Source organism: Acinetobacter sp. WC-141 (assembly GCF_000313935.1).
GTDB lineage: Bacteria > Pseudomonadota > Gammaproteobacteria > Pseudomonadales > Moraxellaceae > Acinetobacter.
This window is the reverse complement of record NZ_AMSS01000066.1, coordinates 32,730-45,454: the sequence shown is the minus strand read 5'-3', so window position 1 is coordinate 45,454 and position 12,725 is coordinate 32,730. Positions and strand designations below refer to the sequence as shown.

Below are 12,725 nucleotides of genomic sequence, written 5' to 3'. Positions count from 1 at the left end.
AACGTCCCTATCGTCTAGAGGCCTAGGACATCGCCCTTTCACGGCGGTAACCGGGGTTCGAATCCCCGTAGGGACGCCAGTAATTTTTCAGATGTATGCCTCACATATGTCCCTATCGTCTAGAGGCCTAGGACATCGCCCTTTCACGGCGGTAACCGGGGTTCGAATCCCCGTAGGGACGCCAAATTCTAAAAAGCCACTGCATAATGTCAGTGGTTTTTTTTCTTGCCTAAAAAATAAAAAGCCGATCAATGACTCGCTTTTCCTATGTTAAATTAACTTGCAATTCCCACTTGTACTTCAAGACGACCCGACTGTACTCGTAATCCTCTAATTTCAAATTGATCTACCAATTGCTGAACCAGCTCCCGGCTTTCTCTCAAAATATTTAAACCAGGTAAAATACTAAAATCTGTCAGACTCAAAAGCTTTTCAACCATCCATGAACGGTTATTAATAAAGTCAATAAACCCTGCTTGCTCTAGGTCAATAAACCACATACGGTGACCATCGCGTTGAATGCCGGGAATATCCCCAATCAAATGATTAATGAGTGATGGAATGGGCAACATATTTACGACTTCAAAGCCAACTCGACCAATACGGCGAACAGCCCAATTTGACAGCGTTCCCCCGTGACGAATCTGTACATCGAGACTCTCATCCATTTGACGTAGGCGCAAAAATTTTTCCTGCCCAATACGACATTCCAAGACTTTAAAATCCAAACTTAAACGGTACATGAAACGGTGGTAATGCCCATCAATCTCGACTTGAAAACTGTCATTGCCACACTTGATTTTAATATCATCAATTTCAGAGCGGTCTATGCGCTTACGGATTTGATTATTTAATAACATTTCAGGTAAGTACAACGTTAAGGTACTCTTCCCCAAAAATGTACGAGCCATGATCAACGCGACTTGGCGTGCGGTTTCGCTGGTTTCAGACACCATATCTCGTACAGTGCCTGCCGCCAGATTTGTCATTCCGACAACTCCACGTCTAGTGTGCGTAGTCACTTGATCGAGTGCACCTAATGCAGCGTCCGCCACCTCTGCAATATTACGTGTGGTGTCGCTAGCAAACCCAACTGCATCTTGGGCATGTTGCAATGTCTTATGCAGTAATCGACGAGATAATGACGGTTTTGCGGTATCTGGGGTGGCTACAACTGATGGTGTTGTTGTAGGCTTCGACTCATTGTCATCTTGTTGACCCAAGTCCTTCTCTCCTTTTTATATTTATTCCATGTCCTATTTACGAGTATTTAAGCTCATTTATAGTGCTAATCACACTTCATTTTTCTGTAGATTAGCATGCTCTACAATATTATTTTAAATTTTATGTGTACGCATAAATCATCTACTTTTTGTATTTCGTTGTTTATTCAAAATTAATTTTTTGCTAGCTCCAAGCACTTCATCCATATCTTACAAATTTTTTTCTTTTTCGTCATTTCCGTTAGAATAGATTCAAACTGAATGTGGAGTTCTCATGCAATATCGTTGCCCTCAATGTCAAAGTGTTAAAATTATGCCTGTAAGCCAAGGTATTAACAGTGTAAAACCAGCAGTTCCTAAAAGCCTTGCGATCTTAATCCCTGCACTTTTTATGCTTTTACTCTTGGTTGTGATTAGCATTTTTATGTGGATTTTTGGCAATGGTGCAGGTAGCACTCTTCAAATTGCAACAGTAGTTGTTTTTGTTGTGACTGTAGGGGCAGGTTTCATGTTCTGGCGTGATTTGCCGGACTTTAAATTGTCTATGCAAGCATTTATGCAGTCACAAAAACACTGGAAATGTCGTGACTGCAATCACGAATGGGAAATTTAAAAAAGTATTCACATCAGCTTAATGCTGATGTGAATGTTCTTTGTCATTATCGTCATGCTCGTGTGAAGCATGTTGAGTAATATGCTGACAATTGATCTCGGCATCGTCTTCAATTTGCAACGTCACTTCGCCAATACCATGTTCATGAGAAAGCATTTCAACAGCATCTTGATAGAGCTTGGTCCGATCAGCTTGTGGCGCAAACAAGTGCACCGTTAAATGGATATTTTTAGAAGTAATCGCCCATACTTTAAGTTGATGAATACTCTCAACACCATTTAAAGAAAGCAAATCTGCACGTAACTTTTCAATATCTACTTCTTCTGGTACGCCTTCGAGCAAAATATTAATACTCTGTTTAAGCAAAATCCATGTACGCGGTAACACCCAAAAGCCAATGAGTACCGCAATAAGCGTGTCAATCCAGTACCAGTTGGTGAAGTAAATGATAAGTGCTCCGATAATAACGCCTACCGAACCCAGTGCATCACTTAATACTTCTAAATAAGCGCCTTTCACATTTAGACTGTTATTGGCACTCGACATTAGAATTTTCATTGAGATGAGGTTAATCACTAAACCAATGGTCGCCACAATGAGCATACCCACGCTTTGAATTTCAGGTGGCTTAGAGAAGCGGATATAGGCCTCATATAAAATATAAACCGCCACCACAAACAGCATGAGCGCATTAAATAAAGCGGCCAGAATTTCAAAGCGCTGATAGCCAAAAGTACGTTTATTATCGGCGGGACGCTTTGAAATTTGAATGGCAACCAAAGCAATTGCTAAAGCAGCTGCATCTGTAAACATATGCGCAGCGTCAGAGAGCAATGCCAAACTTTGCGTGATTAAACCTGCAATAACTTCAACAATTAAAAATGTTGTAGTAAGTGCCAAAGCAATCGTTAATTTCTTAGCATTACCTTCAGTCACTACAGCATGACTATGATCATGACCATGATGTCCACCCATTTTGCGGACTCCTTTTTATTTATCTTTATGATGAGTTAAAAGTAACGATGAAGACACATTACTTTTAACTCCTACAAACACTTTTTCGACTTAAATTCTGTAATCAAAAAAGATATCTCAAATCGATGACACTATGAATGCTCAACGCTTTTCGTCTTGCCTTCATTCATCCATCGATAAATGACTGGTAATAAAACCAAAGTTAATATCGTAGATGAAATAATGCCACCAATAACAACAGTTGCCAAAGGCCGCTGGACTTCTGCACCTGTTCCAGTTGCCAAAGCCATTGGAATAAAACCAAGTGACGCGACACAAGCCGTCATGAGTACAGGTCTTAAACGTAAGATCGCCCCGTTCCATGTTGCAGTTTGAATATCAAATTTTTCTCTAAGCTCTTTAATAAAGCTCAGCATCACCAGACCATTCAAAACTGCAACACCTGATAAGGCAATAAAACCCACACCTGCCGACATAGACAGTGGAATATCTCTTAGCCAAAGGGCAATAAGACCACCCGACAAAGCAAACGGAACGCCGCTAAACACCAGCAAGCTTTCTTTAACATTATGGAATACAGCCATGAGTAGAATGAAAATCATAGCAAGCGCCAATGGCACAACAATTTTCATTCGTGCAGCAGCTGAGGCAAGATTTTCAAACTGACCGCCATATTCCAACCAATAGCCTGCTGGCAGTTGTTCTTTTGCAAGCGTTGTTCTTAACTCTTGAACAAATGATCCTAAGTCACGTCCTTCTACGTTAGCGGTAATAATGACTCGACGCTTACCATTTTCACGCCCAACCTGATTTAAGCCTGAGGTACGCTCAACTTTAGCGACATCTTGAAGCTGGATGAGTCCACCATTAGGTAGCTGAATCGGAAGTTGGGCTAAGTTTTGAATTGTACGTTGCTGGTCCTCTAAACGAATTTCAAAATCGAATCGTCTATCACCTTGTAAAATCTGCCCTACATTTTGTCCACCGACACTTGCCGCCACAATATCTTGAATAGCTTTTGCAGATAATCCGTATTGTGCAGCCAAAGGTCGATTAATTTCGATACTCAATACAGGCAAACCGCTAGTTTGTTCGACCTTAACGGCAGTAGCACCAGAAATCGTCTGTATTTTTTGAGCAAATGCTTGAGCTTGTTCATTAAGAACTTGCATATCATCGCCAAAAATCTTGACACCAATATCACTACGAATGCCTGAAATCAGCTCATTAAAACGTAGTTCGATCGGTTGAGAGAACTCGCTGTTATTGCCTGGTAATGTCGCCAAGAAAGCTTGCATACGCGAACGTAGCTCATCTAACGTTTCTTTAGAGTTTGGCCATTGGTCATGCGGTTTAAGCAAAATAACCGCATCAGAGATATTAGGTGGCATCACATCAGTTGCAACCTCAGCCGTTCCTGTGCGTGCAAAAACAGCCTTTACCTCTGGAAAGTTTTTCAAAATGAGCTTTTCAGTATTTTCCTGCATTCGCAGTGATTGCTCGAGCCCAGTACTCGGTGAACGCATTTGCTGCAAGGCAAAATCACCTTCACTAAGTTGCGGTGCAAATTCACTGCCCATTTGGGTAGCTAACACACCTGTGAGCACTAAAATACTTAATGCAAAACTAACAATCACAAGCTTAAGCTGATAAGCCTGATCGAGAATATCTCGATATTTTTGCTTTAAAAGTAACATCCAACGTGTTTCTTTTTCTTTCACTTCACCCGTAACAAAAAGAGCAACTGCCGCAGGTACAAATGTCACAGAAAGAATCATGGCACCCAATAACGCCATCACTACAGTCATAGCCATTGGATGGAACATTTTGGCTTCAACACCAGATAAAGCAAAAATAGGTAAATAGACCACCAAAATAATCATTTGCCCAAAAATAAGTGGTCGACGGGCCTGTTTTGCTGCAAGGAATACTTCTTTGAATCGCTCAGCTCGTGTAAGGGGGCGATGTAAAGCATGCTGTGCTTCTGCTAGACGTCGAATACAGTTTTCTACAATAACAACTGCGCCATCTACAATAATCCCGAAATCAAGCGCTCCTAAGCTCATGAGGTTGGCACTAATGTTTTGTTCAGCCATACCGGTCAAAGTAAATAACATCGAAAGTGGAATAACGCAGGCTGTAATTAAAGCTGCTCGAAAATTTCCTAGAAAAATAAACAAAATCACAATAACCAGAATCGCTCCTTCTACAAGGTTCTTCTGCACCGTTGCAATTGCTTTATTTACCAAGCTCGTCCGGTCATAAACCGTTTCGATTTCGACACCTTTGGGTAATGTAGACTGAATTTCCTTAATTTTGCTATCAACCGCCTGAGCAACGGTACGGCTATTTTCCCCCATCATCATCATGGCAATACCAAGAACGGTTTCTTCACCGTTATAAGTTGCAGCACCTGTTCTTAAATCATGCCCAATAGAGACATTTGCCACATCTGCCACACGAATTGGTAAACCATTTTTGGTACTCACAGTAATATTTTGAATATCTTCAACACTACTTAGCATGCCCGGCACACGAACGGTGAGTTGCTCTCCATTTTCTTCAATAAAACCTGCACCGCGATTTTCATTGTTTTCTTGCAGAGCAGTTTGAAATTCATTGATTGAAATCTGAAGCTGCTGCAAACGTTTTAAATCAGGCGATACAATATAAGTTTTATTGTAGCCACCAATACTATTGATTTCGGCTACGCCTTTCACCCGCTGTAATTGAGGACGTACAATCCAGTCTTGAATTTCACGCAAGTCCATGGCTGTATAGGCCGTGCCATCTGCTTTCTTAGCACCAGATTTTGCTTTTACCACCCATTGGTAAATTTCACCCAATCCCGTTGAAACAGGAGACATCACCGGGTCAACCGATTCAGGCAGTTGTCCGTCCGCCTCTTGAAGTCGCTGATTAATCAGTTGTCTTGCCCAATAAATATCGGTTCCATCTTTAAAAATAATGGTGACTTGGGAAAGGCCATAACGGGAAATAGAGCGGGTTTGTTCCAGATTGGGAATTCCAGCCATCGCATTTTCAATAGGATAGGTAATCCGCTGTTCGACCTCTAAAGCGGTATATCCATTTGCTTGAGTATTAATCTGGACCTGAGCATTGGTAATGTCTGGAACTGCATCAATAGGAAGCTTTTGATAACTCCAGATCCCGACTCCAATCCATGTCAGTACAAATAGCATGACCCAAATGGCATTTTGGATAGCAAACTGAATAATTCTGTCAAACAGTCCCTGTGGTTTGGGCAGCTCCGGTTTATTAATGTCCATGCTCCGCCTCTCCCTTTTCCAGTTCGGATTTCAGCAAGAAGCTGCCCTCTGCAACATAGCGCTGGCTTGGATTAATACCTTTTACAACTTCGACCCATTGACCATCTTTAGAACGTTGCCCCAACTGTACCGTCACAGGTTCAAACTCAAAGCCTGTTTTGACCATTTTGGGGGTAAAGATAACGTCTTTACCTTCGACTTGTTGAATCGCTTGAGCCTTTACACGTGTCACTTTTTGTGTTGAACCTGAATTTAGCTCGACGTTAACCATCAAGTTCGGACGCAATTCACTACTATTTGCCAAGACCTTGGCACGCACTTGTAAACGACCCGTTTGAGCATCGGCCTCTGTTGTTAAGCTTTGGACTTGAGCGTTAAATACATTCCCAGTTTGCAAAGATTTAAATTCAATCTGCTGATTTGGCTGTAAATTCAGATTTGCGGTGCTTGGTAAAATAAACTCAAGCCACAACTGATCAAGCTGATTAATAATAAAAAGCTGATCTGCTAGCTGTACGTTTTCTCCCACCACAATATCTTTATTACTCACCACGCCAGCAATTGGCGCTGTTAAGGTATAGCGTCCTCCTGAACCTGAACCCGCTCCGAATGCACTTAAGCGTGAACGAGCTGCTTTAACTTGAATTTGAGCTTGCTGATAGGCGTTATAAGCTCGTTGATAATCTTGTTTGGCTGAAATCCCTTGAGACCATAAGCTACGTTCACGCTCATAGTCCTGACGCGCTAAATCAAGATTAGACTGGGCAATTTGCAAATTCGCTTGTTGATCGACCAGATCTGGAACCAATAAGCTTGCGAGAGCCTGCCCTTTTTTAACCTGTTGCCCCAATTCAACATATACCGCTTCGACACGACCACTAAAACTTGGTGAGACATGGGCTTGACGGTCTGTATTGACCACCAGTTTAGCTGGATAAGTTTGAAGTAGAGGAACTTCACCTAGTTCAGCTTGTTCAATTTTTAAATTTTGTTCCTGCATTTGCTGAGCAGTGAGTAGCAGTGGTTTTTCACCTTCTTCATGGTGTTCTTCACCCTCTTCTTCAGCATGCCCGTGACCTTCCGAAGCTTCGGAAGAATTAGATTTATTTTTTGAATTTAAAACCAGTAAACCAATTAATAGTGCAGTGATTGCAGCAATCACCCCGCCCCAAAGCCATTGAGAATTTTTCTTTAAATTTGTCGACATTATTATTCTCCTGCCTGAGTTGGGAATGTTTGACTTTGTTGCCAAGCACGTTGATTGAGTTGCATTAAGGCATCTTTCGCCATGATCTGTTCTGGTTCTAACCCAAGACGCAAACTTTGAATTTCAATTGAATTTTGCCAAGCTTGTTTTAATAGCTCGACTTTACGTAAGCGTACGTCTTGCAATTGCATGGTGGCTTGCTGAACATCAGTAACGGCGAACTTACCCAAACGAAAACCTTGCAATGTTTTTTGCTGAACTTGAATAGCAAGAGGAACTTGCTGATCATTCAGTTGTTTAAACTGAATATGTAAACCTTTTAACTCTGATATTAGGGTTTCAATATCAACCTGATTTTGCTGTCGATAAAAGCTTTGCTGACGTTGAGATAGCTCTTGTTTGGCCTGAGCAATCTTGATTCCATATTGCTGGCGATTAAAAAGATTTAAAGGAATTTCCACACCTAAACGAATTTGATTATCTGTACTCTGTTCTGGAGAACGAGTGCTATTAACACCTAAAGTTACAGTAGGTTGTGGTCTTGCTTTTGCTTTAAGCTGTTGAATATTAGCTTGCTGCGCAAGAGCATCTAGCTGGAAAGAACGCTCTAATAAATTATTTTGCGCATCTTGGCTGGGTTCTACATTCGCTGCCAATGCCCATAACTGATTTGGACTTTGGAATAGCTGAAACTGACTTGAGCCACCGCCCCATAAGTTGACTAGTTGTTGCTTGGCAACTTGAAGTTTTAAATCAACTTGTTGATATAAACGCTGGTTTTCCAAGTGAGACATGCGCACTCGGTCTACATCCACTTGGGCAATACTGCCTGCTTGATAACGCTTTTCCGATGCCAACAAATTTTCTTGGCTGACAGATAGCTGCTCTGCAATGAGAGACTTTTCAAGCTCAAGCAAAGCTACTTGTGACCAAAAGTATTTAACGATTAATTCAAGCTCAGCTTGATAACGCTGCTCAGCCAAATCAATTTTTGATATTTCCACTTTTGCTAAATTTTGCGCAGCCTTACGCTGGCCAAAAATATCCAAAGGCTGAGAAATTCCAATTGCGAGTTCTTTTTCTTGATCACTTTGGAAACCCGTTTGTTCAATGGAAAGACTTGGGTTGGCCCATAAACGACTTTGTTTTAAATTGGCCTCAGCCATTTGCTGCTGTGCTTGCCAAACACCTTGCTGACTTTGATATTTTTGTACCTGCTCTAAGGCTTGGTCAAAAGTAAACGCTGCTTTTTGAATATAACGTTCTTGTTGAATCTCAGATTGAGCCATCGTTACTTGTCCAGCCAATAGCATCGCAACAGATAGGCTTGATATTGTTAAAACCTTTTTTAACGTTATCTTAACGTTACTCTCTAAGTGAGAAGTAGAACTCACTCGAGTTGAAAAAATAGAAGACATGTTTTTGCCCCGCAATAAATAAGAGATGCGGTGGGCTTGTTTTGGCTACCCCACCTATAGCGGGGTTAAAACAGGAGGAGGTTTTAAAGCAGTAAGATGGGGTGACTGGTAAGAATTAGACCAGTGATAAATTTGTGAGAGTTCCTGCACATGCACTACAGGCGCTTCAGCTTGCTTTGCAACTTCAGTCATCACCACATGAAAACATGAAGGCAAGTGATCATGATGGTCTTGCAAATTTAAAGGTGCTTTATGAGAAGTGTTTCCGGCATCTTTCTGTTCAGAATAAGCTTGATGTGACGGTTGATATACATTCAAAGCTGCATGATGCCCAAAATGATGCAATGCTTTTTCCTGATTTTCATGCGCGCAAAATGCTGCCGCCACATTCCATAAACTCTGGAATATGAGCAAACTAAACAAGATGGACATAAAAATTGCGGAACGTGGCAAAAGCACACCATTAAACTAAAAAGTTGAACAAAGCCACTATAACAGGCTCTAGGCATGTAATAAAATTACAAAACCTCGATTCACAAATCCTCACCTTTTAATTTAGAACTTATCTCACGTTAGACGAGACAAAAATAATTTCTTTTGAGTAATCATTATGTACAAGCTTTTTTCCGCATCTATATTAACAATTGCCCTCGGCTTAACTGGCTGCGCAACGAGTATGTTGTCCACCGCTTTACCAAATGAAACCACCGAAGTTAAAACTACTGTTTTAAAAACCGATCAAATTATTGCCTTGGGTCAAGCAGTCCAAGATCAGCAGGAATATGGTTTCATATTTGTCGGTAAAGACTATAACTATTTGATGACGGATGGCAGCTCAAACCTTCTAAATATTATTAAAAGCATTCCTGCAGAACAAAGAACGTTAAAAACACCCTCACCTCTTGTACTGGAGATGGATGATTCCACTCATTTCCATGGCGAAATAACGATTCGTTATAATATTCCTACGTCCAAAATGGATGAGAAGCAAAAGGAACTTTTAAAAACATTAGGTTTTAAAAATCAATTCATGGCGATGGAAAATCAACAACAAGTTTTTTACCCTTTCACCATCATCCGCTTTAAAGGAAAGGTTTATCAAAAAGTAGAGAAACAAAAGATTCAACAGCAACTCTCAGTCCCTTACTCGATCGTCTTACAACAAAAAGATGAAATAACAAAGAAACATCCGTTTAAACGTGTAACACGTATGGCTTTGTACCCTTTAGCAATGACCTTTGATGTGATTATGGTAGCCCCATCATTAATTTGGTCTGACCTACACGGGGACTTTACTAAATAACACCTATAAAAGGCATAAAACAAAACCAGCCCTTAGGCTGGTTTTGTTTAAAAAAATTTCTTTTGTTTGATATTTATAAATTTTAATAAGATTTTATGGAAAAATAAAAAGTCGAAAATATCAAATAAAAATTATCTTTTAGTTTTTGGAGCCTATTTTTATCGCAGTTATAGAAGAGAAACTCATATAAATATCGCTTAGCGTAAAAACACGTGTAACTTTTATGTAAGCCAAAACCTCACTATTTTTCATCCAAATGCGCTATATCACATTTACAAAAAAAAAACATAAGATTTCAATATAAGGGACTAGCTTAAAAGTGTGAGTCAATTCAATCAAATTGAGGAACAAGGGAGACTATCATGAATATGAAATCAATCAAGCATGGGCTTAATCACTTGTTTGCTTTTGAAAACTTACATGCCGATATGCATTCGCAAGCTGTAGATGAAATTGAACAAGGTTTACGCTTTGAAGAGTTAGCCGTACAAGATCATGAACGTATGCAAAATTGGCTAGATATTACTCCAAACGACCGCAATGCAATGTGGTGCTACCTCCGCGCAGCTTTAAGAGGTAACGCCGATGCTTCATTTAAACTTGGTATTGGTTATCTAAATGGTCAATTTGGCCTCGATAAGAATTATAGTGAAGCTGAAAAATGGCTGAAAAAAGCAGCCAGTCAAGGTCACCCTGATGCCGAGCGTTGCCTAGAGGAAGCATTTAGTAAACTAGCTTTCTCATAAAACAAAAAACCAGCCCTTAGGCTGGTTTTTTCAATTAGCAGAAATTACCCGCTAATTTTTTTGTATTTCGTACGCTTTTGAACAGCATCGTCACCTAAACGTGACTGACGATATGCTTCGTATTCTGCATAGTTACCTGCGTAGAATTCTGGCTGTTCATTTTCAAATGACAAGATATGTGTCGCAATACGGTCAAGGAACCAACGGTCATGCGATACCACCATTACCGTACCTGGGAATACAAGAATTGCATCCTCAAGCGCACGTAAAGTTTCAATATCCAAGTCGTTTGATGGCTCATCCAGTAAGATTACATTTGCACCTAACTGTAAGATCTTCGCCAGTTGTAAACGGTTACGTTCACCACCAGACAATTCACCTACACGTTTTTGCTGATCTTGACCTTTAAAGTTAAAACGGCCGATATAAGCACGCGATGCGATTTCGTAATCACCGATTTTTAAGATATCTAAACCGCCAGAAACTTCTTCCCAAACAGTTTTATTATTATCTAGAGTGTCACGAATCTGACCAACATAAGCCACTTTAACTGACTCACCTAAGGTCACAGTACCTGTATCAGGTTGCTGTTCGCCAGTCATCATACGGAATAAAGTCGTTTTACCCGCACCGTTTGGACCAACGATACCAACAATCGCTGTTGGAGGTACGGTAAACGTTAAGTTTTCGTACAACAAGCGACCGTCAAATGACTTACTGATACCTTCCACTTCCACAACTTTGTTACCCAAACGTGGGCCAGGTGGAATATAGATTTCAGAAGTTTCATTACGTTGTTGGAATTCTTTAGAGTTAAGCTCTTCAAAACGTTCCATACGCGCTTTGTTTTTCTTTTGCTGGCCTTTAGCATTTGAACGAACCCATTCAAGTTCTTTTTTCAATGCTTTAGCAAAAGATTCTTCTTGTTTATTTTCCTGCTCTAAACGAGCATTCTTTTGTTCTAACCAAGAAGAATAGTTACCTTGATAAGGAATACCCATACCACGGTCAAGTTCAAGAATCCACTCAGCCACGTTATCCAAGAAATAACGGTCATGCGTAATCGCAACGATAGTGCCTGGGAAATCTTTCAAGAAACGTTCTAACCAAGTTACAGATTCTGCATCTAAATGGTTCGTCGGTTCATCCAGAAGTAACATATCTGGTTTAGAAAGTAATAAACGGCAAAGTGCAACACGACGACGCTCACCACCAGAAAGTAATGTTACGTCTGCATCCCAAGCTGGAAGATTCAAAGCATCCGCAGCAATTTCAAGCTGGTTGTTTAGGTTGTGTGCATCCCAAGCATGGATAATTGATTCTAATTTTTCCTGCTCTTTTGCAAGTGCATCAAAATCTGCATCTGGATCTGCATATTCTGCAAAAACCTGATCAAGACGTTCTAATGCATCTAAAGCTTCACGTACGCCATCTTCAACGTTACCACGAACGTCTTTAGTTGGATCAAGTGGCGGTTCTTGCTCTAAATAGCCGATTTTAATTCCAGGTTGTGCACGAGCCTCACCAGAGAAATCTTTATCTACGCCAGCCATAATACGAAGCAGGGTAGATTTACCTGCACCGTTCAAACCGAGCACACCAATTTTGGCACCCGGGAAAAATGATAAAGAGATGTCTTTTAAGATTTCGCGCTTTGGCGGAACCATCTTAGACACTCGGTTCATCGTATAAATATATTGGGCCACGCAGGACTCCTCAATTGAAAAACCAATACATCGCATAAGCGATAAATAATCGCGCGTATTATACGCTGAAAACCTCATTGACTTGAAGTTATGATTTCCATCGTACGGATTTATCAAACAATTTTCTTTTTCAATAAGTTGCAAAATGTTTATGTATAAGATTTATACAGCGTTTCAGCGTATATTTTTCTATCTTTATTCCTAAAATTAGAAAACAAACCAGAATTTCTGCAATTTTCAATAT

The 12,725-nt window shown here is 40.4% G+C and carries 10 protein-coding genes and 2 tRNA genes; 5 read left to right on the top strand and 7 right to left on the bottom strand.

Annotation, left to right across the window (positions count from 1 at the left end):
- Positions 1 to 3 precede the first annotated feature (3 nt).
- Both ACINWC141_RS13310 and ACINWC141_RS13305 read left to right on the top strand, forming a co-directional pair.
- Positions 4 to 79, top strand: a tRNA-Glu gene (locus tag ACINWC141_RS13310).
- A gap of 29 nt (positions 80 to 108) precedes the next feature.
- Positions 109 to 184, top strand: a tRNA-Glu gene (locus tag ACINWC141_RS13305).
- Positions 185 to 275: 91 nt separating this feature from the next.
- On the opposite strand, the gene ACINWC141_RS13300 is transcribed toward ACINWC141_RS13305, so the two are convergent.
- Positions 276 to 1,223 (bottom strand): hypothetical protein, encoded by a 948-nt coding sequence (locus tag ACINWC141_RS13300; protein WP_009392017.1) that lies wholly within the window; start codon positions 1,221 to 1,223, stop codon positions 276 to 278.
- A 274-nt stretch (positions 1,224 to 1,497) separates the two neighbouring features.
- On the opposite strand from ACINWC141_RS13300, the gene ACINWC141_RS13295 reads away from it, so the two are divergent.
- On the top strand, positions 1,498 to 1,836 hold the full coding sequence (locus ACINWC141_RS13295; protein ID WP_009391948.1) for a hypothetical protein: 339 nt from the start codon (positions 1,498 to 1,500) through the stop codon (positions 1,834 to 1,836).
- Positions 1,837 to 1,854: 18 nt separating this feature from the next.
- On the opposite strand, the gene ACINWC141_RS13290 is transcribed toward ACINWC141_RS13295, so the two are convergent.
- From ACINWC141_RS13290 to ACINWC141_RS13270, 5 genes are all read right to left on the bottom strand, one after another.
- The gene (locus tag ACINWC141_RS13290) at positions 1,855 to 2,811 is read right to left on the bottom strand and encodes a cation diffusion facilitator family transporter (protein ID WP_009392042.1); all 957 of its coding nucleotides are present in this window, start codon (positions 2,809 to 2,811) and stop codon (positions 1,855 to 1,857) included.
- 131 nt (positions 2,812 to 2,942) lie between these two features.
- Positions 2,943 to 6,101, bottom strand: coding sequence for an efflux RND transporter permease subunit (locus ACINWC141_RS13285; RefSeq protein WP_009392027.1), 3,159 nt, complete (start codon positions 6,099 to 6,101; stop codon positions 2,943 to 2,945).
- Complete coding sequence (locus ACINWC141_RS13280) at positions 6,091 to 7,308, bottom strand: efflux RND transporter periplasmic adaptor subunit (RefSeq protein ID WP_009391972.1); 1,218 nt, start codon at positions 7,306 to 7,308, stop codon at positions 6,091 to 6,093. The genes ACINWC141_RS13285 and ACINWC141_RS13280 overlap by 11 nt, the downstream gene beginning before the upstream one ends.
- A gap of 2 nt (positions 7,309 to 7,310) precedes the next feature.
- Positions 7,311 to 8,726 carry a TolC family protein gene (locus tag ACINWC141_RS13275; protein WP_034678626.1) on the bottom strand — a complete coding sequence of 472 codons (1,416 nt, stop codon included), beginning with the start codon at positions 8,724 to 8,726 and terminating at the stop codon, positions 7,311 to 7,313.
- A gap of 54 nt (positions 8,727 to 8,780) precedes the next feature.
- Entirely contained in the window at positions 8,781 to 9,179 is a 399-nt protein-coding gene (locus ACINWC141_RS13270) for a cation efflux protein, CzcI-like (RefSeq protein ID WP_009392055.1), read from the bottom strand.
- 157 nt (positions 9,180 to 9,336) lie between these two features.
- On the opposite strand from ACINWC141_RS13270, the gene ACINWC141_RS13265 reads away from it, so the two are divergent.
- The gene (locus ACINWC141_RS13265; RefSeq protein WP_009392041.1) at positions 9,337 to 10,029 is read left to right on the top strand and encodes a YidX family protein; all 693 of its coding nucleotides are present in this window, start codon (positions 9,337 to 9,339) and stop codon (positions 10,027 to 10,029) included.
- Positions 10,030 to 10,391: 362 nt separating this feature from the next.
- Positions 10,392 to 10,775, top strand: a complete 384-nt coding sequence (locus ACINWC141_RS13260; RefSeq protein ID WP_009392024.1) for a tetratricopeptide repeat protein — start codon at positions 10,392 to 10,394, stop codon at positions 10,773 to 10,775.
- A gap of 44 nt (positions 10,776 to 10,819) precedes the next feature.
- On the opposite strand, the gene ettA is transcribed toward ACINWC141_RS13260, so the two are convergent.
- Positions 10,820 to 12,481, bottom strand: coding sequence for an energy-dependent translational throttle protein EttA (gene ettA, locus ACINWC141_RS13255; protein WP_009392033.1), 1,662 nt, complete (start codon positions 12,479 to 12,481; stop codon positions 10,820 to 10,822).
- Between the last annotated feature and the right edge of the window lie 244 nt (positions 12,482 to 12,725).

Coding starts and splice junctions, on each gene's coding strand:
- ACINWC141_RS13295 (WP_009391948.1), top strand. CDS start 1,498: ATGCAATATCGTTGCCCTCAATGTCAAAGTGTTAAAATTATGCCTGTA.
- ACINWC141_RS13290 (WP_009392042.1), bottom strand. CDS start 2,811: ATGGGTGGACATCATGGTCATGATCATAGTCATGCTGTAGTGACTGAA.
- ACINWC141_RS13285 (WP_009392027.1), bottom strand. CDS start 6,101: ATGGACATTAATAAACCGGAGCTGCCCAAACCACAGGGACTGTTTGAC.
- ACINWC141_RS13280 (WP_009391972.1), bottom strand. CDS start 7,308: ATGTCGACAAATTTAAAGAAAAATTCTCAATGGCTTTGGGGCGGGGTG.
- ACINWC141_RS13275 (WP_034678626.1), bottom strand. CDS start 8,726: ATGTCTTCTATTTTTTCAACTCGAGTGAGTTCTACTTCTCACTTAGAG.
- ACINWC141_RS13265 (WP_009392041.1), top strand. CDS start 9,337: ATGTACAAGCTTTTTTCCGCATCTATATTAACAATTGCCCTCGGCTTA.
- ACINWC141_RS13260 (WP_009392024.1), top strand. CDS start 10,392: ATGAATATGAAATCAATCAAGCATGGGCTTAATCACTTGTTTGCTTTT.